This is a genomic window from Methylobacterium isbiliense (assembly GCF_022179325.1).
GTDB lineage: Bacteria > Pseudomonadota > Alphaproteobacteria > Rhizobiales > Beijerinckiaceae > Methylobacterium > Methylobacterium isbiliense.
In genome coordinates, this window is the sequence record NZ_BPQQ01000100.1 from 1 (window position 1) to 22,907 (window position 22,907).

21 protein-coding genes are annotated in these 22,907 nt (G+C 71.7%); 5 read left to right on the forward strand and 16 right to left on the reverse strand.

Going from position 1 to position 22,907, the window contains the following annotated elements:
- The 9 genes from MFF61_RS30305 to benA all read right to left on the reverse strand — a co-directional run.
- On the reverse strand, positions 1-415 hold a 415-nt coding region (locus tag MFF61_RS30305; RefSeq protein ID WP_238241409.1), incomplete at its 3' end, for a beta-keto acid cleavage family enzyme.
- Positions 416-494: 79 nt separating this feature from the next.
- Positions 495-1,850 carry an MFS transporter gene (locus MFF61_RS30310; protein ID WP_238241410.1) on the reverse strand — a complete coding sequence of 452 codons (1,356 nt, stop codon included), beginning with the start codon at positions 1,848-1,850 and terminating at the stop codon, positions 495-497.
- A 70-nt stretch (positions 1,851-1,920) separates the two neighbouring features.
- Positions 1,921-2,199: a muconolactone Delta-isomerase gene (gene catC, locus MFF61_RS30315; protein ID WP_238241411.1), complete on the reverse strand. Its 279-nt coding sequence runs from the start codon at positions 2,197-2,199 to the stop codon at positions 1,921-1,923.
- 4 nt (positions 2,200-2,203) lie between these two features.
- Entirely contained in the window at positions 2,204-3,370 is a 1,167-nt protein-coding gene (locus MFF61_RS30320; protein WP_238241412.1) for a muconate/chloromuconate family cycloisomerase, read from the reverse strand.
- Positions 3,371-3,606: 236 nt separating this feature from the next.
- Positions 3,607-4,533, reverse strand: a complete 927-nt coding sequence (catA, locus tag MFF61_RS30325; RefSeq protein ID WP_238241413.1) for a catechol 1,2-dioxygenase — start codon at positions 4,531-4,533, stop codon at positions 3,607-3,609.
- A gap of 34 nt (positions 4,534-4,567) precedes the next feature.
- Positions 4,568-5,371 carry a 1,6-dihydroxycyclohexa-2,4-diene-1-carboxylate dehydrogenase gene (locus tag MFF61_RS30330; protein WP_283206054.1) on the reverse strand — a complete coding sequence of 268 codons (804 nt, stop codon included), beginning with the start codon at positions 5,369-5,371 and terminating at the stop codon, positions 4,568-4,570.
- Complete coding sequence (benC, locus tag MFF61_RS30335; RefSeq protein WP_238241414.1) at positions 5,368-6,381, reverse strand: benzoate 1,2-dioxygenase electron transfer component BenC; 1,014 nt, start codon at positions 6,379-6,381, stop codon at positions 5,368-5,370. Before benC ends, MFF61_RS30330 begins: the two co-directional genes overlap by 4 nt.
- Positions 6,382-6,394: 13 nt before the next feature.
- A complete protein-coding gene (benB, locus tag MFF61_RS30340) occupies positions 6,395-6,886 on the reverse strand; it encodes a benzoate 1,2-dioxygenase small subunit (RefSeq protein WP_238241415.1) in 492 nt (163 codons plus the stop codon).
- Between the two features lie 121 nt (positions 6,887-7,007).
- Positions 7,008-8,324 carry a benzoate 1,2-dioxygenase large subunit gene (gene benA, locus MFF61_RS30345; RefSeq protein ID WP_238241416.1) on the reverse strand — a complete coding sequence of 439 codons (1,317 nt, stop codon included), beginning with the start codon at positions 8,322-8,324 and terminating at the stop codon, positions 7,008-7,010.
- 263 nt (positions 8,325-8,587) lie between these two features.
- Between benA and MFF61_RS30350 the strand changes: the two genes are divergently transcribed.
- Both MFF61_RS30350 and MFF61_RS30355 read left to right on the forward strand, forming a co-directional pair.
- Positions 8,588-9,496: a LysR family transcriptional regulator gene (locus MFF61_RS30350; protein ID WP_238241417.1), complete on the forward strand. Its 909-nt coding sequence runs from the start codon at positions 8,588-8,590 to the stop codon at positions 9,494-9,496.
- A gap of 198 nt (positions 9,497-9,694) precedes the next feature.
- Positions 9,695-10,771, forward strand: a complete 1,077-nt coding sequence (locus MFF61_RS30355) for an AI-2E family transporter (protein WP_238241418.1) — start codon at positions 9,695-9,697, stop codon at positions 10,769-10,771.
- A gap of 39 nt (positions 10,772-10,810) precedes the next feature.
- Here MFF61_RS30355 and MFF61_RS30360 read toward each other — a convergent pair whose 3' ends face one another.
- Positions 10,811-11,689, reverse strand: a complete 879-nt coding sequence (locus tag MFF61_RS30360; RefSeq protein WP_238241419.1) for a LysR substrate-binding domain-containing protein — start codon at positions 11,687-11,689, stop codon at positions 10,811-10,813.
- Between the two features lie 129 nt (positions 11,690-11,818).
- Between MFF61_RS30360 and MFF61_RS30365 the strand changes: the two genes are divergently transcribed.
- Together MFF61_RS30365 and MFF61_RS30370 are read left to right on the forward strand one after the other, a co-directional pair.
- Positions 11,819-12,553: a L,D-transpeptidase gene (locus MFF61_RS30365; RefSeq protein WP_238241420.1), complete on the forward strand. Its 735-nt coding sequence runs from the start codon at positions 11,819-11,821 to the stop codon at positions 12,551-12,553.
- A gap of 114 nt (positions 12,554-12,667) precedes the next feature.
- A complete protein-coding gene (locus MFF61_RS30370; protein WP_238241429.1) occupies positions 12,668-13,684 on the forward strand; it encodes a zinc-binding alcohol dehydrogenase family protein in 1,017 nt (338 codons plus the stop codon).
- Between the two features lie 99 nt (positions 13,685-13,783).
- Here the strand turns inward: MFF61_RS30370 and MFF61_RS30375 are convergent, their stop codons facing one another.
- From MFF61_RS30375 to MFF61_RS30400, 6 genes are all read right to left on the reverse strand, one after another.
- On the reverse strand, positions 13,784-14,458 hold the full coding sequence (locus tag MFF61_RS30375; RefSeq protein ID WP_238241421.1) for a response regulator transcription factor: 675 nt from the start codon (positions 14,456-14,458) through the stop codon (positions 13,784-13,786).
- A 406-nt stretch (positions 14,459-14,864) separates the two neighbouring features.
- Positions 14,865-15,872 (reverse strand): dicarboxylate transporter/tellurite-resistance protein TehA, encoded by a 1,008-nt coding sequence (gene tehA / locus MFF61_RS30380; RefSeq protein ID WP_238241422.1) that lies wholly within the window; start codon positions 15,870-15,872, stop codon positions 14,865-14,867.
- A gap of 87 nt (positions 15,873-15,959) precedes the next feature.
- The gene (locus MFF61_RS30385; RefSeq protein WP_238241423.1) at positions 15,960-16,775 is read right to left on the reverse strand and encodes an SDR family NAD(P)-dependent oxidoreductase; all 816 of its coding nucleotides are present in this window, start codon (positions 16,773-16,775) and stop codon (positions 15,960-15,962) included.
- A 28-nt stretch (positions 16,776-16,803) separates the two neighbouring features.
- Positions 16,804-19,050, reverse strand: a complete 2,247-nt coding sequence (locus MFF61_RS30390) for a xanthine dehydrogenase family protein molybdopterin-binding subunit (RefSeq protein WP_238241424.1) — start codon at positions 19,048-19,050, stop codon at positions 16,804-16,806.
- Between the two features lie 10 nt (positions 19,051-19,060).
- Positions 19,061-19,507, reverse strand: coding sequence for a (2Fe-2S)-binding protein (locus tag MFF61_RS30395; protein WP_238241425.1), 447 nt, complete (start codon positions 19,505-19,507; stop codon positions 19,061-19,063).
- Between the two features lie 264 nt (positions 19,508-19,771).
- The gene (locus tag MFF61_RS30400; RefSeq protein ID WP_238241426.1) at positions 19,772-21,049 is read right to left on the reverse strand and encodes an amidohydrolase family protein; all 1,278 of its coding nucleotides are present in this window, start codon (positions 21,047-21,049) and stop codon (positions 19,772-19,774) included.
- 738 nt (positions 21,050-21,787) lie between these two features.
- Here MFF61_RS30400 and MFF61_RS30405 point away from each other — a divergent pair.
- Positions 21,788-22,141: a hypothetical protein gene (locus tag MFF61_RS30405; protein ID WP_238241427.1), complete on the forward strand. Its 354-nt coding sequence runs from the start codon at positions 21,788-21,790 to the stop codon at positions 22,139-22,141.
- Positions 22,142-22,907 lie beyond the last annotated feature (766 nt).

Sequence of the window (22,907 nt, forward strand, 5' to 3'; positions counted from 1 at the left end):
CGCCGTGCTGGCGCATGCTGGCGGCCAGTTCCGTGACGAGGGCGGCGGGGTTCTCGTAGACGATGGTGGGGAAGTTGACCGAGCCGGTGGAGAGCGAGGCCATGTCGGGGCGGTGGACGAGGGAGAGGCCGCGGGCGGCGGGGTCGCGGCCGCGTCCGCCGGTGGAGAACTGGACGATCATGCCGGGGCAGTGCTTGCGCACGCCCTCCTGCACGGCGGCGAACCTATCGGGGTCGGAGGAGGGGGACTCGTCGTCGTTGCGCACGTGGATGTGCACCAGGGTGGCGCCGGCCTCGTAGGCCTGGTGGGTGGACTCGATCTGCTCGGCGACGTGGATCGGCACGGCGGGGTTGTCCTTTTTGCGCGGCACCGAGCCGGTGATCGCGACCGCGATGACGACGGGAGGGGGGCTCATGGGGCTCACCGGATGATCGGAAGGGGAGGGGATGCGGGTCGCGCGGCCCTGGTCGGGGCCTCGCGACCCGGGCTGGCGATCAGGATCCCTGGGCCACCGGCACGGCCGGCGCGAAGGGCAGGGCGGGGGCGCCGAGCCGACCCTTGAGGACGATGCTCAGCGCGGCGATCACGGCGGGTACCGCCACGAGGGCGAAGGTGGCCGGAAGCCCGAACCCGAGGCCGATCAGCGAGGCGCCGATCATCGAGCCCACCACCGAGCCGATCCGGCCGACCGCGTTCGCCCAGGACACGCCGGTGGCGCGGTTCGCGGTGGGGTAGAAGCTCGCCGCGAGCGCGTTGATGCCGATCTGCGAGCCGCCGACGCAGAAGCCCGCGCCGAACACCGCGACGGCGAGCAGCGCGGCCGAGCCGGTGGCGCTGCCGATCAGGGCGACGAAGCCCGCCGCGCAGAGGTAGGACAGGCCGAGCACCGCGTGCGGGTTCACCCGGTCCATCAGCGCGCCGAGCACCAGCCCGCCGACCGTGCCGCCGGTCGCCAGCATCACGGTGATCAGCGAGGCTTCCTTGAGGGTCAGGCCCGCGCTGCTGATGATGGTCGGCAGCCAGCTCGACAGCAGGTAGAAGATCAGCAGGCTCATGAAGAAGGTCAGCCACAGGCAGATCGTGCCGGCGACGAGGCCGGGCTGGAACAGCTGGCCGATCGGCGAGCCCTTGGGCTTGGCGATGCCGGTGAAGGTCGCGCCCGACAGGTCCTCGCCCGGGGCGATGCGCGAGAGGAGCTTGGCGATTTTGTCCGCCGGGGCCTGCTTGAGGACGAGGAAGCGCGCCGATTCGGGCAGGCCCAGCATCAGCAGCGGAACCAGGGCAAGGGGCAGGACGCCGCCGAGCACCAGCACCGAGGTCCAGCCGTAATCGGCGATCAGGTGCGCCGCCGCGAAGCCGCCGAGCGCCGAGCCGACCGTGAAGCCGCAGAACATCGCCATGGTGAGGAACGAACGGCGATGCTCCGGGCAGTATTCGGAGGTCAGCGTGATCGCGTTCGGCATCGCGCCGCCGAGGCCGAGCCCGGTGATGAAGCGCAGCACCGTCAGCATCTCGATCGAGGTCGACCATGCCGAGGCGAGGCTCGCGAGCCCGAAGAACAAGGTGGTGACGACCAGCATCGCCTTGCGGCCGACGCGGTCGGCCAGCGGGCCGAACAGGAAGGCGCCGATCATCAGGCCGAACAGGCCGGCCCCGAACAGTGGCGCGAGCTGCGACTGGCTCACCTGCCACTGCGTGCGCAGGGCCGGGGCGATGTAGCCGATCGCGGCGGTGTCGAAGCCGTCGATGGCCACGACGAGGAAGCAGAGGATCACGATCCGGATCTGGAAGCCGGATACGCCGTGTCGGTTGATGACGTCCTGGACGTCGATGCTGCGGGCTGTGGGCATTTCCCTCATCCTTGGCTGGAAAAGATCGGTTCTTGGTCTTGCGCCGGCCCCGTGCGGGGCCGGCGAGGGTTCAGGCCACCGCCGAGGGGTGGCACGCGAGCGGGGTCACCCGCATCGTCATGAACGGGAAGAGCGGCAGGGTGGACAGGATGTCGTGCAGCTCGTCGTGGCTCGCGACGTCGAACACACTGATGTTCGCGTAGCGTCCCGCCACCCGCCACAGATGAACCCATTGTCCCTGCCGCTGCAGGTCCTGGGCGCGGACTTTTTCGTCCGCTTTCAACTTGGCGACGTGATCGGGATCGAGGCCGTGCGGGATCGCGACGTCCATCTCGACGCAGTACAGCATGGGATCAACTCCTGGCGTAGTGGCGCAGCTTGTCGGGATCGAGGGTGACGCCGAGGCCCGGCCCCTCGGGCAGGTGCACGGCGAAGTCGCGGAAGCGCAGCGGCTCGGTCACGAGGTCGTCGGTGAGGATCTGCGGCCCGAAATGCTCGCAGCCCCAGGCGAGGTCGCGCAGGCCCGCGAAGGCCTGGAGATGCGCCGCCGCGCCGACCGAACTCTCGAGCAGGCAGCCGCCGTAGAGGCCGATGCCGGCGGCTTCCGCCACCGCCGCGACCTTGCGCAGGCCCACGAGGCCGCCGTGCTTCACGAGCTTCAGCGACACCGCGTCGGCGGCGGCGTCCTGCGCCACCGCCAGCATGTCGTGGGACGTGAACACGCACTCGTCGGCGAGCAGCGGCGGGATGTCGTCGCGGGTGCGCAGGCGCCCCATGCCGGCGACGTTCCAGGCCGGCAGTGGCTGCTCCACGAGCGCGATCCCGAGATCGGTGAGGCGCGGCAGGCATCGTCGGGCGGTGGCCTCGTCCCAGGCCTGGTTGGCGTCGACGATGAGCTGCGCGCGGTCGACGAGCGCCCGCGACAGCCGCGCGAGCCGCGCGAGGTCGGCCTCGGGCGCCTGGGCGCCGATCTTGATCTTGAAGCTGCGGTGCAGCCGCGCGTCGAGCTTGGCCTCCGCCTCGGCGATCTCCTGGTCGGGGTCGCCCGAGGCGAGGGTCCAGAGCACCGGGAAGCTCGCGCGCACGGCGCCGCCGAGCAGCGCCGCGACCGGCAGCCCGAGGGTGCGGCCCACCGCGTCGAACAGGGCGGTCTCGATCGCCGCCTTGGCGGCGTTGTTGCGCTTGGCCGCCGCGTCGAGGCGCTCACCCGCGGCGACGAAGCGGTCGGCCTTATGCCCGAGCAGCGCCGGCGCCAGATAGGCGTCGATGACGGCCTTGATGCCCTCGACGCTCTCCTCGCTCCAGCGCGGCCCGCCGAGCGTCGCGGCCTCGCCGATGCCCTCGACGCCGTTCCCGAGCCGCAGGCGCACGATGACGTAGCTCTGGGCGGTGACGGAGGTCTGCGAGAGCTTGTGCGTCCGCACGGTCGGCACGTCGACGATGGTGGTGCGGATCTCGGCCACCGCGAGGTCGCGGGCGGGCGGCGGGGCCGGGTCGTGCAATTGGGTTCTGGCGAGCATGGGCGTGGCTCCGGATGGGTCGCGTGGAGGCGCAGGGCGTCGTTCCGCCCGCGCGGGGCGGCTCGGGGGACGGCGCATGGGTGTCGAGAGAGCGGTGGGGACGCGGGGGCTGTGCCTCTCTCCCCGCGTCCGCACGGCTGTCCGGGGGACGATCCGAGACCGACCGGGCTCAGGATCCCCTCTCCCGCGCGGGAGAGGGCTTCGAGGGCCGCGCCCTCAGGGCGCGGCCCCGGGTCTCACGCCGCCTCGGCGTGGGGGCGCACCACCACCGGGTCGGGGGCGTTCGCCGCCTCGGGATTGAGCGCGAAGTCGAAGCGGATCGTCGAGAAGGGCTCGGCGAGGCCCGCCGCCGCGAGCGCCGCCGGGTCGGTGACCCGCACCACATCCACCACCAGCCCGTCGCGGGTGCCGAAGGCGAAGTCGTCGTAGACGTAGGGGTCGTCCGCGAGGTTGATCTGGGTCGTGAGCTGGCGGTGGCCGGCGCCGGAGACGAAGAAGTGGATGTGGGCCGGGCGCTGGCCGTGGCGGCCGAGCTGGTCGAGGAGCTTTTGGGTCTGGCCCTCGGGCGGGCAGCCGTAGCCCTTCGGCAGGATGCTGCGGAAGCGGTAGCGGCCCTCGGCGTCGGTCTCGATCCGCCGCCGCAGGTTCCAGGTGCTCTGGCTCTTGTCGAAGACCGAATAGTTACCGAGCGTGTTGGCGTGCCAGACGTCCACGATGGCGCCGGCGAGCGGCGCGCCGTCCGTGCCCGTGACCTGCCCCTCGACGATCAGCACCTCGCCGTCCTCCGGGTCGTCGTCGAGGCGCGCCTCGCCCTTGGAGAGCGGCGCGCCCGCCACGTAGAGCGGTCCCTCGATGGTCCGGGGCGTGCCGCCCGCGAGGCCGGCCGCCCGCTCCTTGGCGTCGATGCACAGGTCGATGAAGTGCTCGACGCCGATGCCCGGCATCAGCAGGCCGAACTCGTTCTTCTGGCCCGTCTCGGTCAGGTAGCTCATCGCCGTCCAGAACTCGCTCGGGGTAATGTCGAGGTCCTCGATGATCCGGCAGGCATCCGCGACGACGCGGCGGACGATCTGCTTGATGCGCGGGTTGCCCGCGTCGTTGTCGAGACCCGCGACCTTGTCGAACAGGGCCTGCGCTTCAGGGGAATCGGTGACGGTGGACATGGGGCGTCTCCTCTCTGTCGGGTTGCGTTGTCGGTCAGCCGAGGTCGCCGCCCGCCACCGGCAGGGTGACGCCGGTGACGTAGGAGGCCTCGTCGGAGGCGAGGAACAGGATGGCGGCGGCCTGCTCGGCCGCGGTGCCGTAGCGGCCCATCAGGCTCGACGCCTTGGTCTGGGCCACCACCTCGGCGATCCAGGCGCGCTCCTGGTCGCTCGGCGGCTCCGGGTTGCGCGGGATGCGCCGGGGCGGCGCCTCCGTGCCGCCCGGGGCGACCGCGTTCACCCGGATGCCGTCGGCGGCGTATTCCCAGGCGAGGCAGGCGGTGAGCGCGTTCACGCCGCCCTTCGCCGCCGCGTAGGGCACGCGGTTCAGGCCGCGCGTCGCCACCGACGAGACGTTGACGATGCTGCCGCCGCCGGCCTCCAGCAGGTGCGGCAGCGCCGCCCGGCAGCACCACAGGGTCGGAAACAGCGAGCGCCGGATCTCGGCCTCGATCTCCTGCGCGGCGAAGTGCGCGAAGGGCTTGAAGCGGATCGCGCCGCCGACGTTGTTGACGAGCACGTCGAGCCGGCCGAACCGCTCGACCGCCGCGGCCATCACCCGCTCGCAGCCCTCAAAGGTCTCCGCGTCCGCGATCTCCACCGCGGCGCCCGCGCCGAGGTCGCGCGCCTCGGCGGCGGTCTCGTCCACGATCTCCGAGCGGTCGGTGAGGAGGAGGGCGGCGCCCTCCCGGGCGAGGCGCAAAGCCACCTCGCGGCCGATGCCCTGGGCGGCGCCGGTCACCACCGCGACCTTGCCCGCGAAGCGCCCGGGCGAGACGATGTCCGTGCGGGGGGTCATGCGCCGCCTCCCGTGCCGCTCGCCGCGAACTTTTCGTAGTGGAAGCTCGCCGGCGTGAGACCGCGCTCGGCGAAGCTGCGGCGGACCGCGTCGACCATCGCGGGCGGGCCGCACAGGTAGGTGTCCACGTCCCCGTCGTGGAGATGCTCCGGCGCGAGGTGCTCGGTGACGTAGCCCTTGCGCGGATGGGCGCTGTCGGGCGAGGCGACGCAGGTGGAGAAGCTGAAGCGCGGGTTCTCCGCGGCGGCCGCTTCAAGCGCCTCAACCTCCACGAGGTCGGCGTCGTTCGTCACCCCGTAGACGAGGTGGATCGGGTGGGCGCTGCCGCCTGCCGCGACGCGGCCGAGCATCGACAGGAAGGGCGCGAGGCCCGTGCCCCCGGCCAGCATCAGCACCGGCCGGGCGATCTCGCGCAGGTAGAAGCTGCCGGACGGACCCGTCAGGTCGAGGCGGGCGCCGGGCTTCGCCCCCTCCGCGAGGTAGGTGCTCATCAGCCCGCCCGGGATGTTGCGGATCAGGAACTCGGCCTGCCGGCTGCCGGGCACCGAACTGAACGAGTAGGAGCGCGCCCGCCCGGTGCCCGGAACCGAGATGTTGACGTACTGCCCCGGCAGGAAGTCGATCGGCTCCGGCGTCTCGACGCTGAGGCCGAAGGTGGTGTCGGACAGCCGGCGCACCGCGGCAATCGTGCCCGCGTGGGCGGCGATCTTCGTCTTGCACACGGCCGATGACGCGGCCACCGCGAGCACGAGGTCGGATTTCGGGCGCATCTGGCAGGCGAGGCCGAACCCTTGCGCCGCCTCCTCGTCGGTGAGCGCGTCCTCGATGTAGCTGCCCGGATCGAAGCGGCCGGACTCGCAGCGCACCCGGCAGGTGCCGCAGGCGCCGTCCCGGCAATCGAGCGGGATGTTGATCCCGAGCCGGTAAGAGGCGTCGGCGACGGTCTCGCCCGGACGGCAGGCGATGAACCGGGTGACCCCGTCCTCGAAGTTGAGTGCGACGTTGCTCATCACGGCGCTCCCCTCAGATATGATACACGTCGATGACGTGGTGGATGTAGTCGTTCTTCAGCACGACCTTCTTGTTCTTGATCAGGGGCTGTGCGCCGCCGGTGTCGAGCGTGTAGAAGGAGGTGCCGAAGTAGGTATCGACCGTCTTGTAGCGGTAGTTGAAGGTGAGCCAGTTGAAGCGCAGCTTGCACGAGACCTCGTCCTGCTCGACGATCTCGACGTTCGCGATGTTGTGCGAGGTGCGCGGCTCCGGCAGGCTGGTGGCGCTGGAGCGCTCCGTGCGGATGCGGAACACCCGGTCCTCCAGGCCGCTGCGGCTGTCGTAGTAGATCAGCGAGACCTCGCGCTGCGGGTCGGTGACGAGCTGGTCGTCGTCGTCCCAGGACGGCATCCAGAACTCGACGTCGGGGGCGTAGAGGGTCAGCCACGCCTCGAAATCGCGGTCGTCGAGGTAGCGGGCCTCGCGATAGAGAAACTGGCGCACCTCTTCGAGGGTCAGGGTCATCGGGCGTCTCCTCCGGGCAGGACGGGTCGTTCGGCGCCCGGAAGGGGCCGGTCCGTCGTTGATGGTGTCTGGCTTTTCAGACCCCTCCCGGTTCGCGGGGGAGGGGGGATCGTATGTCGCGTTACGGCAGGTGCCGACGCATCGTGTCCATCCAGTAGCGGTGCTGGATGGCGAACAGGCCCTCGTCCTCGGTCTTGGCGCCGCTCAGCAGCGGCTTGAGGCCGATCGCCTTCGCGCCCGCATCGCCGCCCTCGATCCAGTGGGTGGCGCCGCGGCAGAGGTCGTTCCACTGCGCCGCGCGGCCGCGATAGCCGATCTGGCAGGAGCGGAACTCTTCGAGGTCGTCCGGGGTCGCCATGCCGCTGGCGTTGAAGAAGTCCTCGTACTGGCGGATGCGGCGCGCCCGCGCCTCCGGCGCCTCGCCCCTGGGGGCGATGCAGTAGATCGTCACCTCGGTCTTATCGACGGCGATCGGCCGGTAGGTGCGGATCTGCGACGAGAACTGGTCCATCAGGTAGACGTTCGGGTAGAGGCAGAGATTGCGCGAGCGGTTGATCATCCAATCCGCCATCGCCTGGCCGTAGGTCGCGGCCAGTTCCTCGCGCCGGTCCCAGTTCGGCCGGTCCTCGGGGTTCGACCACGTGGTCCAGAGCAGCAGGTGGCCGTGCTCGAAGGAGTAGAAGCCGCCGCCCTGCTTGGCCCAGCCGCCCGCATCCATGGCGCGGGTCTTGTCCACGACGTGCGATTCCTTGCGGCGGCTGGTGGTGGCGGCGTAGTTCCAGTGCGTGGCGCTGACGTGGTAGCCGTCGGCGCCGTTCTCGGTCTGGAGCTTCCAGTTGCCGTCGTACACGTAGGTCGACGCGCCGCGCAGCACTTCGAGCCCGTCCGGGGACTGGTCGACGATCATGTCGATGATCTTGGTCGCCTCGCCGAGATGCTCGGTCAGCGGCTTCACGTCGGGGTTGAGGCTGCCGAACAGGAAGCCGCGGTAGCTCTCGAACCGCGCCACCTTGGTGAGGTCGTGCGAGCCCTCGCAGTTGAAGCTGTCGGGATAGCCCGCGCCCTCCGGATCCTTGACCTTGAGGAGCTTGCCGCCGTTGCTGAAGGTCCAGCCATGGAACGGGCAGGTGAAGGTCGCCTTGTTGCCGCGCTTGTGCCGGCAGATCATCGCGCCGCGGTGGCTGCAGGCGTTGATGAAGGCCTGCAACTCGCCCTTGCGGTTGCGGGTGATCACCACCGGCTGACGGCCCATGTAGGTCGTGAAGTAGTCGTTGGGGTTCGGGATCTGGCTCTCGTGGGCCATGTAGATCCAGTTGCCCTCGAAGATGTGCTGCATCTCCAGTTCGAACAGGTCTGGATCGGTGAAGATGTCGCGGCGGCAGCGATAGACGCCGGTCTCCGGGTTCTCGTCGACGGCGGTCTCGACGATCTGATGCATCTCTTTCAGCGCGGCGTCCTCCTGGCCCCGATGGGCTTGGCTCGAGAGCAAGAGCGGTCGTTGCAGGTCCACGCGGGGCGCGGCCGGCTCGGATCGTTCTTCTGACCTTGCGCAGGGAGGGCGTGGTGCTCGGGGCGGTCCCGTGGGGCCGCTCGGTCCGAGTCTCGCTCGCTCCTGGGCGTTTCCTCTTGTTCCAGTTCTAGACAGCGGGCCGGATGGCGTCCAAGACCGATTGGGAACTAAAACATTCCCGGGAGGAATAGTTGGAGCTTCGGCACCTGCGCTACTTCGTGGCGGTCGCCCGGGAGCAGAGCTTCACGCGGGCGGCCGAGACGATGCACGTGGCTCAGCCCGCGTTGAGCAAGCAGATCCAGCAATTCGAGGACGAACTCGGCGTGCCCCTGATCGAGCGCGGCTCGCGGCCGGTGCGCCTGACCGAGCCGGGCCGGCTGATCTTCGAGCAGGCCCTGCAGATCCTGGAGCGGGTGGACGACCTGCGCGAGACGGGCCGGCGCCTGCGCCTGACCGAGCGCAACCGCTTCCGGATCGGCTTCGTGGCCTCCACCCTCTACGGCCGGCTGCCCGAGATTCTGCGCGGCTACCGCCTGAAACGCCCGGACGTGGACCTGACGCTGCTCGAACTCCTGACGCTGGAGCAGATCGCGGCGCTGAAGGAGGGCCGCATCGACGTCGGCTTCGGCCGCATCGAGATCGAGGACCCGGCCATCGCCCGGGTCCTGCTGCGCAACGAGCGGATGATCGTCGCCGTGCCGATGACCTGGGACGCGAGCCATGCGCCCGGCCCGCTGAAGCTGCACGACCTCGCCGACACCCCGCTGATCGTCTACCCGAAGGGCGCGCGCCCCAACAACGCCGACCGCATCCTGGCGCTGTTTCGCGACCACGCGGTGCGCCCGCCGGTGATCCACGAGGTGCGCGAGCTGCAGACCGCGCTCGGCCTCGTCGCCGCGGAGGCGGGCATCTGCGTCGTCCCGGCCTCGGTCGAGCGTCTGCGCCGCGACGGCGTCGCCTACCGGCCCCTCGACGAGGAGAAGGCCCTCATCCCCGTCATCATGAGCTACCGCAAGGACGATCCCTCGCCCGAGATCGGCCTGATCCTCGCCTGCGTGCACGAGGATTACGAGCGGGAAGGGCTGACGTTCGGGGTGTGACGCCGGCCCGCACGGCGCCCGCGGCCCCGCGCAAGCGGACGGGCCTGAGGCACGCCCGCGGACGCCGGAACGCAGACGGCGATGCGCCCGGACATTGAGATAGCGCAAGGACGTCCGGGGCCTGCAGCCTAGGATGCGTCGGCGGCGGCGCGTGGCTGGGGCAAGGCAATGAAACCGAACGCAAGCGATCCCCATCGCGTGCCATGGCCCACGACCTCGCTCGATGGAGCGCTGCGGATCGGCCTGATCGCCTCCTTGATCTATGCCTGCGGCCGGATCCTCGCGCCTCTCGCCGAGATCCTGGTCTGGTCGGCGATCCTGGCCGTGATGCTGCATCCGCTGCATCGCCGCCTCGCAGGGTGGCTCGGGGGGCGCTGGTCGGCCTTGCTGATCGGCCTGGTCGGCGTGTCCGTCATGCTGGCGATGACGATCGTGATCGTGACGTCGGTCGGCGCGTCGCTCTATGGGTTCGTCTCGGACCTGCAGCACCAGAGGGTGACGGTGCCGCCGCCGCCACCACGGCTCGCCGAGCTGCCGCTGGTCGGCCAGGCGCTGACGGATGCCTGGGCGCTCGTTGCCACCAATGCGGCGGCGGCGCTCACGCGCTACGGCCCGATGCTGAGGAGGCCCACCACCTGGCTCCTGTCGGCCGCTCAAGGCTTGGCGGCCAGCGAAGTGTCGTTCGTCCTGTCCTTCGCGATCGCCGCCGCGCTCACGGCCTACGGTCGGGGCGCCGCCGACCTGACCCGGCGTGTGTTGATCCGCGTCACCGGCAGCGAGGCCCGGGGTGCGCAGCTCGCGGCCTTGAGCATCGAGACCATCCGCGGCGTGGCGTTGGGCGTCGTCGGCGTGGCGGTGATCCAGTCCCTGCTCCTCGGGGCCGGCTTCGTCGCCATCGGCCTGCCGGCGGCCGGTCTCCTGACGCTGGCGGCGCTGCTTCTCTGCATCGTGCAGGTGCCGGTCATCCTGCTCACGCTCCCGGTGATCGCCTATGTGGTCGCCACCGAGGCGACGCAGCCGGCGGTGATCTTCCTCGTCTGGACCCTCGCTGCCGGTCTGAGCGACAACATCCTGAAACCTTTTTTGCTCGGCCGCGGCCTGACGGTGCCGATGCCGGTCATCCTGACCGGCGTCATCGGCGGCATGATCGCCGACGGCCTGCTCGGTCTGTTCATCGGGCCGGTGCTGCTGGCCGTGGGCTACGTCCTGCTCATCGGATGGGCGCAGCAGAGCCCGGTGGAGACTGTTCGACCGGTTGATCGCGTGGCGCGGTGATCGTGCCGGCGGCCCGGTCACCCGCGGAGCAAGGCCGCCTCACGCCGCGAGCGCCAGGGCCTCGTTCCCGGCGAGGCTCTCGGTCAGGAAGGTGATCAGTGGCCGCACGAGGTCGGGGGCGCGGTCCTCGCCCATCACGGTCACCTCGGTCATCGGCGGGGCCGGCCACAGTTCCGGCGCGCGCAGGATCCGCATCCCCGCCTGCACGAAGGAGCGCCCGAGCAGCGTCACGCCGAGGCCGCCCGCCACCGCCGCCTGCACGCCCATCAGGCTCGATGCCGTGCAGGCCGCCACCCAGTCCCGCCGCACCGAATCGAGCGCTGCGATCATCGCGTCCCGGTAGGTGCAGGGCGCGGCCAGCATCACCAGGCGGGCCGGCTGGGTGAAGTCGGGCTCGTAGTCGGCGGCCGCGAGCCAGACCAGCGGCTCGCGCCAGATCACCCGGCCGCGCGGCCCGCCCTCGCTGCGCTTGGCGATCACGGCATCGAGGCGATCCGCCTCGTAGGCGGTGATCAGCGTGCAGCTCAGGCCCGTCATCAGGTCGATGTGCACGCCCGGATAGAGCCGGCCGAACCGCGCCAGCAGCTTCGGCAACTGGCCGGGGATGAAGTCCTCCGAGACGCCGAGCCGCAAGGTGCCGGTGGCGGGCGGCCCGCGCCACTCGCGCAGGAGCGCGTCGTTGAACTCCAGCATCCGGCGCGCGGCGACGAGCAGGCGCTCGCCGTCCGGGGTGAGGCCGAGCATCCGGCTGGTGCGCGCGAAGACCCGCCGGCCGAGGATCTCCTCCAGGCGCAGGACCTTCTGGCTCACCGCCGATTGAGAGCGGTGCACCACCTCCGCGGCGGCCGTGAAGCTGCCGGTCTCGGCAACCGCCACGAAGGCCCGCAGGAGATCGAGTTCAAGGTCGGGATGGCGCATGATCCAGTCGCTTTTCTGCTGACTGCGATCAGAACTATGCGCTTCTCTTCTGCCCGGCAACGGGCGAGCATCCGGGACGTGGGGTTCGGTCGGCGGCGCACGCCTCCCCCGCGGCGGAGTTCCGACGCCATGACGACGACCACTCCCTCTGCCCGCGGCGGGCTCGAGCCCGCGCTGCTGGCCCTTCTGCTCGGCGGGTGCGTCGCGGTCGAACCGCCGCCGCAGGCGGCGGGGCCGGTCCGGAACGCCGCCTTCAGCGCGATGTACGGGCCGCAACCGGCCGAGCGCTTCGCGCTGCCCGCCACCGACATCGCCGGGGTCGATCCCCGCTATGTCCGACAGGAGGTGGCCTATCCGCGTGCCGAGCCGCCCGGCACGATCGTGGTCGATCCGGGCAACAGGTTCCTCTACCTCGTGCGCGAGAACGGCCGCGCGCTCCGCTACGGTGTCGGAGTCGGCCGGGCCGGGCTGGCCTGGAGCGGCACGGCGCAGGTCGCCCGCAAGGCCGAGTGGCCGCGCTGGACGCCGACCGCCGCCATGATCGCCCGCGAGCCCGAGCGCAACGGCCCCTGGCGCAACGGCATGGCGGGCGGCCCCGGCAACCCGCTCGGGCCGCGCGCCCTCTACCTCTTCGACGGCGGCCGCGACACGCTCTACCGCATCCACGGCACGACGGAGCCGGAGACCATCGGCACCACCGTCTCCTCGGGCTGCATCCGGATGTTCAACCAGGACATCATCGACCTCTACGGCCGCGTGCCGGTCGGGGCGAGGGTGATCGTGCTTCCGGCGAACGAGCGGATCGAGCCGGCACTCTCCGCCGTCGCCCGGGCGCAGGACGGCTCGGAGCCGGACCGGCTCTGACCGAGGGGGGGCGGCTCGACGCGATCGTGCTCGGCATCGCGGCGAGCGCCTTGTCCGGCCGCCGCACACGCGGCCGATGCTCACACGGAAGGAACCACGCAGATGACCAGGACCATGCGCGCCGTCGGCTTCCGCCAGTCGCTGCCGATCGCGGACGACCGGGCGCTCCTCGACCTTCAGGTTCCGACGCCCGTGCCGGGCCCGCGCGACCTCCTCGTCCGGGTGCAGGCGATCTCGGTGAACCCCGTGGACACCAAGGTCCGCCTCCGGGCGAACCCTCCGGAGGGTGAGCCGCGCATCCTGGGCTACGACGCGGTCGGCACCGTCGCGGCGGTGGGCGGCGAGGCGAGCCTCTTCCGGCCCGGCGACGCCGTCTTCTACGCCGGCGCGATCGGCCGGCCGGGGACGAACGCGGAGCTCCACCTCGTCGACGAGCGGATCGTCGGCCGCAAGCCCGATTCGCTCTCCCTCGCCGAGGCGGCGGCGCTGCCGCTCACCGCCATCACCGCCTGGGAGGCGCTGTTCGACCGGCTCGACATCCGCAAGCCCGTGCCCGGTGCGGCGAACGCCGTGCTGATCGTCGGCGGCGCCGGCGGGGTCGGCTCCATCGCCACCCAGCTCGTGCGCCGGCTCACCGACCTCACCGTCGTTACCACCGCCTCGCGGCCCGAGACGGCGGCCTGGAGCCGCGACCTCGGCGCCCACCACGTGATCGATCACCGCAAGCCGCTGGCGGCCGAAGTCGCGGCGCTCGGGCTCGGCGCCCCGGCCTTCGTCTTCTCCACCACCAACACCGACCAGCACCTGGCCGAGATCGCCGCGCTGATCGCCCCCCAGGGCCGTTTCGCGCTGATCGACGATCCGGCCGCGCTCGACATCCTGCCCTTCAAGCAGAAGAGCGTGTCGGTCCACTGGGAGTTCATGTTCACGCGCGCGATGTTCGGTACGGCCGACATCGCCGAGCAGGGACGGCTTCTGACCGAGGTCGCCCGGCTGGTGGATGCTGGCACGCTGCGGACGACTGTCGCGGAGAACCTCGGCGCGATCTCGGCCGCCACGCTCCGGCGCGCCCACGCGCTCATCGAGAGCGGGCGCGCCAAGGGCAAGATCGTGCTGGAGGGCTGGGCATGAGGCGGCGCGCCGCCTCCGGCCGGGCACGGTGACGTCCGTCCGCACGCCGGAGGCCTCCGCCTTGCCGCCGTGGCGCTGGAAGGCGTCGCGCGGCGCCCGTCAGCGATCCGCCACGGCCTTGAGCATGTCCGCCTTGCGGACGAGGTCGGCGACGGACGCAGCCTTCATCTTGCGCATGACGTTGCCGCGGTGGATCTTCACCGTGATCTCGGAGAGGCCGAGGTCGTAGGCGATCTGCTTGTTGAGCAGGCCCTTCACCACCGCACCCATGACCTCCGTCTCGCGCGGGGTGAGCGTGGCGGCGAGCCGCGCCACCTCACCGACCGCAGCCCCCTCGCGGCGACGGGCCTCGTCCCGCGCGATCGCGGCCGCCACCGCATCCAGCATGTCCTGGTCGTTGAAGGGCTTTGTCAGGAAATCGAGCGCGCCGGCCTTCATCGCCCGCACGCTCATCGGCACGTCGCCGTAGCCGGTCATGAAGATCACCGGCATCCGGTTGCCCGCCGCCGTGAGCTTCGACTGGAGGTCGAGGCCGCTCAGGCCGGGCAGCCGCACATCGAGGACGAGGCAGCCCGGCCGGTCCGGGAGGGTGGCGGCGAGCAGGTCCGCGGTGCCGCCGAAGGTCAGGGCCTCGATGCCGACGGAGGCGAGGAGGCCGCGCAGGGCCTCGCGCACCCCCTCGTCGTCCTCGACGATCAGCACCAGGGGACGCTCGCTCTCGGCCGGTGGGCGGGCCGCGCCCGGCGACCGACGGTCTTCCGCTACCGTTGCCATCAGCCATGCCCCTCGACGGCGGACAGGTCCGCCACGGTCCAGATAGTGGCACATACCAGTATCTGCCCGATCCGCCTACCACGCCGCCTTCTCCCGGACAATCGGCCGAGCCGCGGCGGGGGCCGGCGCCCAGGTGAGCGCCGCGTGATGGGAGGACGGCGAGGGGGCAGTGAACCGCGATCCGGCCACGACGAGCCCGGAGAGCCCCGTCCGCGGCCGGATCACCGCGCGGGGGCTGGACGTGCGTCGAAGCTCATGGGGGGACGCTGACGGCCCGCGCCCACCCGGAGGGCGGGGCGGTGGTCGCGATCCTGCTGCCGGGCGGCGCTACGACGGCGATGGGGGCGCGTCCGGCCGCGGCGAGTTCCGCCCGCGGGCGAGGGGAGCGCTCTCGCCGGGCGGCGGATCAGTGCGCCGGCCCGAGCGTGGCGGCCGGGGCCGGCTGCGGGAGCGGGGCGGCGGGGGCGATGAGCTTGCCGGCGAGCAGCAGGCGCAGCGTGCCGACGGCGAGCCCGACGACCAGCACGTTCGCGGCCACGAAGATGAGCGGCGCGAGCCCGGTGACGAAGGGGGTCGTGCCGCTCGCCGCGACCCGCAGCGACAGGGTGGCGAGGGCCGTCGCGCCGAACGAGAAGGCCCAGTAGCCCGCCGAGACGCCGTGCTCGCGGATGAAGGGCAGGAGCCGCAGCAGCACGAGCGCCTGCAGCAGCGCGTAGCCGAGGAGCCCCAGCGCCACCACCCCGCCCGGATCGCCCCCCAGGCTCAGCCACGCCACGCCGCCCACCGCCGGCGGTGCGAGCTGGATGCCGAGCGTCGGGCGAAGCGCCGCGCTCAGGCGGGGGGCGGTGTAGAAGCGGTGCAGCAGCACCGACTCGATCGCGAGCCACGAGAGCAGGGCCGCCCCGAAGGCGAGCTGCGCGACGTCGCGCAGGCCGAAGGCGGAGGCCGCGGTGGCGGTCACGAAGCCGCCCGCGACCGTGGGCAGGTACAGGACCGGCGTGGTCGCCGCGGCCTCGCGGTCACCGTGCCACAGCCCGCCGGTGCGCCAGACCGCGAAGCCGAGCGTGAACAGCGCACCGAGGCCGAAGAGCACGAAGGCGAGCGGGCGCGCATACGGGAGGGCGGCGAGCGCCACCAGCAGTGTGGCGACGCCCGCAAGCCCGATGAAGCAGCACTGCACGGCGTGGCGCGCCTCGTCGATCGCGAGGCCGCGGGCGACGAACCACTTGGCCGCGTAGAGCACCAGCACCACGGCCCAGACGACCACCCCGAGGAGCATCACGCTCTCGCCGATGACGGCCGGCGCGCCCCAGAGCTGGGCCGCGGCCCGCCACGCGGTGCCGAGCCCGACGAGGCCCAGCACCATGCCGAAGAACGAGGCCGGGATGATCGGGATGGAGGCGGCACGGGACATGGCGGTCTCTTCGGGTCTGGCGCCGGGGGCGGCGCGCATGCTGCGGGCCTGCGCGGGGGCTTGCCCCACGCGCCCCGACGCCGCGTGTCAGGCCACCGCGGCGACGGGCGGGACCGCGTAGCGGGCGGCCGGGACGCTGAGCGACAGGTTGGGACCGAGCCGCTGGCGCGCGGCCTCGTAGGCCTGCCAGTCGCCGGCATCCGGCAGCGACGGGATCGTCACGCCTTCGCCGGCGTCGAGGCCGGCGAGCGCCGCCGCCACGAGGTCGTCGGCCTCCATCACCATACCGGGCGGGATCGCCGACAGGTCGGCGCCGGCCCTTGCGAAGAACTCGGTGCGGGTGATGCCCGGCAGCACCGCCTGGAGGCGCACGCCCCGCGGCCCCAGCTCGCTGGCCAGCGCCTGGGTCAGCGCCAGCACGAAGGCCTTGGTCGCCACGTAGCCGGCGTTGAAGCGCTCCGGCGCCAGCGCCACCACCGAGCCCACGTTGACGATCGTGCCGCCGCCCCGGGCCGCGAAGGCCTCCGCGGCGGCGAGCGTGAGGCGCTGCAGCGCCGTGACGTTGAGCGCCACCATGTCGTCGTACAGCGACCGGGGGCCGCCGAGGACCGGGCCAAGCGGGCCGAAGCCGGCGGCGTTGACGACGAGCCGGATGGCCTCGTCGGCCGAGAGCCGTGCGGCGACGGCGTCGAGATCGGCCGCGGCGGTGAGGTCGGCCGGCAGCACCTCGACGCGCCGGCCGGTCTCGGCCTGCAGCCGGGCCGCCGCGGCGTCGAGCCGGGACCGGTCGCGGGCGACCAGGATCAGGTCGTGGCCGCGGCGGGCGAGATGGGCCGCGTAGGTGGCGCCGATGCCCGAGGAGGCGCCGGTGACGAGGGCGGTGCCGGGATGGGTCTCAGCCATGATGGGGTCTCCGTGATGCGACGGGCGCTCAGGCGCCGGACAGCTTGGCGTTGGCCAGCGGCAGGCTGCGGATCCGCTGCCCGGTGAGGGCCGCGACGGCGTTGGCGACGGCGGGCGGCACCCCGGGCAGGCCGGGCTCGCCCACCCCGCCCATCGGCGCGCCGCTCTCGACGATGCGCACGTGCACCGCCGGCATGTGCTCCCGGCGCAGGATCGGGTAGCCGTCGAAGTTCTGCGCCTGCCGCAGGCCGTCGCGGTAGACCATCTGCTCGACGAGCGTGGCGGACAGGCCGAGCGCGGCGGCGGATTCCACCTGCGCCGTCACGATCGCCGGGTTCACGACGCTGCCCGGATCGAACGCGATCCAGAGGTTGTGCACCCGCGCCTCGCCGCCCTCGATCGAGACTTCCGCGATCGTCGCCGTCTCCGACCCGAAGGGCGAGGCCATCGCCACGCCCCGCGCCCGCGTGCCGCCCTCGGCCGCGTAGGGGCCGCGCCGCCACCCGCCAGAGAGATCGGCGACCTCCTCGAGCAACCGCCGGTGCCGCGGGCTGTCCTTCACGAGCGCCATGCGCAGCGCGAAGGGATCCTGCCCGCCTGCCAGCGCGATCTCGTCGAGGAAGCTCTCGGAGAAGTAATCGTTCATCGAGTGCCCGACCGAGCGCCAGAAGGCGATGGTCACCGGGTGCGCCCGCTTCACGAAGGTCATGCGGCGGTTGGGGATCGCGTAGGGCTTGCCGACGATGCCCTCGACCGCCGAGGGATCGACCGGGCCGTCGAACAGCGCGCCGAACCAGCGGCCGATCGGCCCCTCGCCGACGGTGCGCACCGTGACGGCGATCGGCTGCCCGGCCGCATCGAGGGCGGCGCGGAAGCGGCTGTGGCTCAGCGGCCGCAGCGCATCGTTGAGGAATTCCTCCTCGCGCGACCACAGCACCTTCACGGGCCGGCCGGTGGCCTTCGCGAGGCGGATCGCCTGCGGGTAGGGGTTGGCGGGCCCGTAGGCGAAGTGGCGGCCGAAGAAGCCGCCGAGCATCGGCGAGTGGATGCGCACCTTGTCGGGGCTCAGGCCTGCGACCTCTGCCGAGAGGCTCTGGAAGAGCTCCGGCATCTGGTTGGGCGTCCAGACGTCGAGCGTGCCGTCCGGGTTGAAGCGGGCGATCGCGGAGGGCGGTTCGAGCTGCGCGTGGGCGAGGTAGGGCGCGTGGTACTCGGCCTCGATCACGGTGGCGGCCCGTGCGAAGGCGGCGGCCGCGTCGCCCGCGGCCTCGGCCTCGTGCCCCTCGCCGGGCGTCTCGGTCAGTGCCGCGCGCATGGCCTCCGACGAGAAGTCAGCCGCCAGCGTGTCGAGGCCGGTGGGGGCCGGGCGCGTCCAGCGCACCGCGAGCGCCTCGACGGCCTTGCGGGCGCGCCACCAGCTGTCGGCCGTGACCGCGACGGCGCCCGGCAGGCGGTGGACGCCCTGCACGCCCGGCATCGCCCGGGCCTCCGGCTCGTTGTCGATCCCCTCAGGCTCGGTGCCGGGCTGCGGCGCATGGCGGACCGCCGCGTAGAGCATGCCCTCGACCGTCTGGTCGATGGCGTAGACGGCCCGGCCCGTCGCCTTGTCGCGCACGTCGAGGCGCGGCACGGCGTGGCGGATGTAGCGGAAGTCCTTCGGATCGCGCAGCGCCACACCCTCGCGCGGCGCGAGCGCCAGGGCCTCGGCGGCGAGGTCGCCGTAGGGCAGGCTGCGCGCGGAGGCCGCGTGCACCACGCTGCCGTCGCGGGTGGTCAGGTCGCTCTCCCGCACGCCCAGGCGGGCGGCGGCGGCGCGGATCAGCATGTCGCGGGCGGTGGCGCCGAGCTGCCGCATCAGCGCGTAGCTGGAGCGGGTGGAGAAGCTGCCGCCGGTCATGCGCAGGCCGTTGACGACCGCGTAGTCGGGGCCGGGCGGCGCGCACTCGACCACGAAGCGGGCGGGATCGACGTCGAGTTCCTCGCCGACGATCTGGGCCATGCCGGTGGCGATGCCCTGGCCGCCCTCGACGAAGGGGCTCAGCAGGCGCACGCTGCCGTCGGGGCGGATCTCCAGGAAGGCCGGGACGCGCGTGCCGGGCTTGGGTGCCGCGCTCCTGAGCGCGGCGCTCTCGGCCCCGGCGCGGCGGGCGGGCAGGGCGATGCCGACGACGAGCGCCCCCGCGGCCGTGCCGAGGAAGCGGCGGCGCGAGAGATTCGCCACGCCGTCGGAGGCGAGGACCGGGATGGCGGAGCCGGGTGCGACGCGCAGGGTCATGCGGGCCTCCTCAGGCGGCGGCGTGGCGCACCGCCTCGGCGATGCGGTTGTAGGTGCCGCAGCGGCACAGGTTGGTCATCGCGGCGGCGATGTCCGCGTCGGTGGGCTTCGGCGTCTGCGTGAGGAGGGCGGTCGCCGCCATGACCTGGCCCGACTGGCAGTAGCCGCATTGCGGCACCTGCTGGCCGACCCAGGCCTCGACGACCTTGCGCCCGACCGGGTCCTGCTCGATCGCCTCGATCGTGGTGATCCGGGCCGCGCCCAGGCTCTCGACCGGCACCTGACAGGAGCGGGTGGCCTCGCCGTCGATGAGGACCGTGCAGGCGCCGCACTGGGCGACGCCGCAGCCGTACTTGGTGCCGGTGAGGCCGAGCGTGTCGCGCAGGACCCAGAGCAGGGGCGTATCGGGCTCGACATCCACCGCATGCGTGCGGCCGTTGATCGTGACCTGGATCATCGGAGTCGCTCCCGTTGCTGTTCGAGTATGCCGTGCCGATGAGGCAATATTAGACAACGGCCGGCCACCCGATAGTATCATCGCGGTTTAGCTTCCTGCATACCTTGTCTCTAGCCGATCATACGAAGGTTTGTATCGCGGGGCGCGGATCGCCCGCGCGGCGGGCAAGGCTTCGGGCCGGCAGCACTTCGTCGCGCGAGGCCGGGGACGGCCGACAGGCCGTCCCGCGATGACCGTGCCCGCGCGGAGCGGCTGCCGGCCGACCTACCGGACAGCGAAGGGCGATTGGTACGGCCGTCCGAACACCACCCCGGTGTTCACCGTCTGCGCGGGCTTGAGGTAGGCGGTGCCGTTGCGGGTGTTGTTGCGGGTATCGACGAAGCTGACCGGCCCCTCGACCCATTCCATCACCGAGACATCGCCCGGCGCGCCGACCTGGAGCGTGCCGAGCTTCGGGTCGCGGTCGATCACCCGGGCCGGGGCGGAGGTGGCCATCGCCACGACCTGCTCCAGGCTGAAGCCGAGCGGCAGGAACTTGCTCATCACCCACGGCAGGAACGGCAGGCCCGGCGTGTTGCCCGAGAAGACGTGCAGATCCGAGGAGATCGTGTCGGGGGGCGCGCCCTGTGCGATCGCCGCCTCCGCCACCGTGAAGTCGAAGCTGCCGCCGCCGTGGCCGATGTCGAAGATCACGCCGCGCCGCTTCGCCGCCAGTGCGGCCGGGAGCAGCTTGCCGTCCTGCACGATGTTGGTGAACTGGCCGGCGATGTTCGGCGCCCCGGAATAGCAGTGCGTGAGGATGTCGCCGGGCCGGAGCAGATCGAGGATCCGGCCCATCAGGTCGGCCGTCTCGACCCCGCCGATATGGGCCATGACCTTGGCCGGCCGGCCCGACAGCTCGCACGCCTGGATCGCCCGCTTCAGCGGCTCGAGGCCGTGCTTGAAGATCACGTTCTCCGACAGGCGCACCTTCACGCCGAGCACGAAGTCCGGGTTCTCCGCCACCGCGCGGGCGCAGGCCTCCACCTGGGCGTGATCGAGGTTGTAGAGTTCCGCCACCGGGAAGCCGGACAGCCCGTTGTTGGCGATGTGCACGAAGGCGAACATGCGCGTGCGGGTCTGCGCCGCGATGTGCCGGCGCAGGGCCGCGAGGTTGTTGGCGCCGGCATCCCCGGCGGAGACCACGGTGGTCGTCCCGGCGAACGGCACGGTCTCGTCCGCCGGTATGCCGATGGCCGAGCCGTACGGGTAGGTATGCGCGTGGAGATCGACGAGGCCGGGCAGGACGAGCTTGCCCGAGGCATCGAGCACGCGCTGGGCCCGCGCGGCCGGAAGGTCGGCCTCGATCGCCGCGATCAGGCCGAAGCGGATGCCGAGGTCGCGCTTGGCCCGGAGCGACTGGCTCGGATCGATGACCTCGCCGCCCTTGACCACGAGGTCGAACTTGTCGTCCGGCCCCATCGCGGCCTGCGCCCCCGTGGCGGCCAGGATTCCCGCCGCGGACACTCCCCCGAGCCACGCCCGGCGCGTGAGTTCACCCATCTGCTCCTCCCCTGCACAATGCATTCCGGCCTTCAGGCCGGTTGTTTTGCCTCCGGATGACCGCCGAAACTCGCCGCCGACGGCCCAGCCGGATGGTTCGACAGAAGAGATTTACGGATGCCGGCGGTCAAGGTGGCGAGCGGATCTGGGTGCGATTGGCTGTCGACGGGGCAAGGCGCTTGGTCTCGCGCCGATGCCCGGGCGGTCCTTCCGAGGCCGCCACGAGACCCGGCCGGCCATCCGGCGACGTCTGATCGCGCGCAGAGCCGACCTCCCGTCCGGTCCGGTCGATCGTCTCCGGCGCGACGGGCGGTGCCGTTCGGGCTGGAGCGCTGTCGCGCTAAGCTTTCGGCAACTCCTGTTGCGATGCCGTTCACCGCGCTTCTTAGGCGACGGTTCAAGAATGCCTCGTAGGATGCACTCATGACTTCGGGGCTGGGAGGCAGAACCCGAGGCGACCGGGCAACGACCCGGGATGATCAGAGACCGTGACGTGGATCGCCTCGGCCTGCCGGCTCCGCCCGGCAGCGAGGCTGTCTGCATTCTCCGACGGGGCGCCGCAGACGGATCCGTTCGCGACGCCGGTCCTGCAACGGTTCGTTCAGCCTGAGTCCCCTGCATCATCGCCCAGCCTGGCAACACTGCACGATCCGCCCCATATGCAGATTCCACCAGAATTGCTCACCCGCCACCCCGGCCTGTGCCAGTCCGGGGAGTGCGTCCTCGAACCGACCATCAATGCTGACCGAGATCACACCGACTCACGACCGCCTTTCGACCTACTCGCCTGCGATCGGGCGAGCCGCCGCCGCTGCTGAGCATGCCTCGTCCGCTCAAAGTCCGGCCTATCTGCGCATGCCGCTCAAGCGCGAGCTGGAGGACATGCCCTTCGGTGAACGCGTGCGCGCCCTGATGGCCTGCGCCGACCATCACCTGGCGGCGATGGACCGGCTGGAGGACCCGGACCGGTCGGAGCCGCTCGGCGAATGGGACCGCAAGCAACTCGCCAGCCATCGCGCCGCTTTGCGCCGCGTGCTCGCGCGTGCGGCGGAATTCGGGATCACGCTGACCGTCACCGACGAGTGGGTCTAGGCCGGCGCGGGCCCTTCCCTCGCCGCGTGCGGTCTGCAGCCCTCCCATGCGTGGACGGCGGACGACGCACCCTTGTGAGGTGAGGCGCGCGCACCCAATTGGGGCTCTCCGATCAACGAACGAAAGGAGGTGATCCAGTGTCTCATTGTCGTATGCCGCGGTCGTCCGCGCTGGTGACCTGGATGCTCGCCTCTGGTGAGGTCCGCGCCGCGTAAGCGACGCGTCTGCGGTCTCAGGCGGACCGCGGCTTGGCAATGGAGGGGCTGCTCGCGAGGGCGGCCCCTCTTTGCGTCTGTCGCCTCGCGGAGCGGAATGCCCGCGGCGGCGCCAGAACGCGGTGCGGGGTGAAGGACAGCATCTGCACGCAGCGTCAGCCTCTTGAGTTGGCCGGGAGATCTTGAAGCTGCGGCGATCATCACCATATCGGGAGTGTTGGCGGTGGCGCCCGCTGATCTTCACGGACACGCAGACGAGCGGATGGGCCCGGGTTTCGACCTGGCCCGGGTCGCTCAGGCGACCCGCCGATCCGGCAGCGCCGATTGCGTGTTGACAGCCCGGAGCGGGGGGCCTATACGCCCCTCCACCGACGCGGCGGCCAGCACTTCCGGCCCCGGCGTCAGTCTTCCAGAGAAGACGAGCGGCAGAGCCGAGTAGAGCCTCGGGACTGCGGGCGTGTCTTCTCAGGGTGTAGCCTGCTCCGGCAGGCGGTTCTTTGACAAGTTGATCTGAGAAAGAGAAGCGTGGACGGCGTTGTCCTTGCGGCTGG

Excerpts from the sequence above, each read along its gene's own strand:
- MFF61_RS30400 (WP_238241426.1), bottom strand. The coding sequence starts at position 21,049 with ATGGGTGAACTCACGCGCCGGGCGTGGCTCGGGGGAGTGTCCGCGGCG.
- MFF61_RS30375 (WP_238241421.1), bottom strand. The coding sequence starts at position 14,458 with ATGGCAACGGTAGCGGAAGACCGTCGGTCGCCGGGCGCGGCCCGCCCA.
- catC (WP_238241411.1), bottom strand. The coding sequence starts at position 2,199 with ATGCTGTACTGCGTCGAGATGGACGTCGCGATCCCGCACGGCCTCGAT.
- benA (WP_238241416.1), bottom strand. The coding sequence starts at position 8,324 with ATGCATCAGATCGTCGAGACCGCCGTCGACGAGAACCCGGAGACCGGC.
- MFF61_RS30390 (WP_238241424.1), bottom strand. The coding sequence starts at position 19,050 with ATGACCCTGCGCGTCGCACCCGGCTCCGCCATCCCGGTCCTCGCCTCC.
- MFF61_RS30330 (WP_283206054.1), bottom strand. The coding sequence starts at position 5,371 with ATGACCCCCCGCACGGACATCGTCTCGCCCGGGCGCTTCGCGGGCAAG.
- MFF61_RS30365 (WP_238241420.1), top strand. The coding sequence starts at position 11,819 with ATGACGACGACCACTCCCTCTGCCCGCGGCGGGCTCGAGCCCGCGCTG.
- MFF61_RS30385 (WP_238241423.1), bottom strand. The coding sequence starts at position 16,775 with ATGGCTGAGACCCATCCCGGCACCGCCCTCGTCACCGGCGCCTCCTCG.
- MFF61_RS30310 (WP_238241410.1), bottom strand. The coding sequence starts at position 1,850 with ATGCCCACAGCCCGCAGCATCGACGTCCAGGACGTCATCAACCGACAC.
- MFF61_RS30360 (WP_238241419.1), bottom strand. The coding sequence starts at position 11,689 with ATGCGCCATCCCGACCTTGAACTCGATCTCCTGCGGGCCTTCGTGGCG.
- catA (WP_238241413.1), bottom strand. The coding sequence starts at position 4,533 with ATGTCCACCGTCACCGATTCCCCTGAAGCGCAGGCCCTGTTCGACAAG.
- tehA (WP_238241422.1), bottom strand. The coding sequence starts at position 15,872 with ATGTCCCGTGCCGCCTCCATCCCGATCATCCCGGCCTCGTTCTTCGGC.
- benB (WP_238241415.1), bottom strand. The coding sequence starts at position 6,886 with ATGACCCTGACCCTCGAAGAGGTGCGCCAGTTTCTCTATCGCGAGGCC.
- benC (WP_238241414.1), bottom strand. The coding sequence starts at position 6,381 with ATGAGCAACGTCGCACTCAACTTCGAGGACGGGGTCACCCGGTTCATC.
- MFF61_RS30370 (WP_238241429.1), top strand. The coding sequence starts at position 12,668 with ATGCGCGCCGTCGGCTTCCGCCAGTCGCTGCCGATCGCGGACGACCGG.
- MFF61_RS30320 (WP_238241412.1), bottom strand. The coding sequence starts at position 3,370 with ATGCTCGCCAGAACCCAATTGCACGACCCGGCCCCGCCGCCCGCCCGC.
- MFF61_RS30405 (WP_238241427.1), top strand. The coding sequence starts at position 21,788 with ATGCTGACCGAGATCACACCGACTCACGACCGCCTTTCGACCTACTCG.
- MFF61_RS30395 (WP_238241425.1), bottom strand. The coding sequence starts at position 19,507 with ATGATCCAGGTCACGATCAACGGCCGCACGCATGCGGTGGATGTCGAG.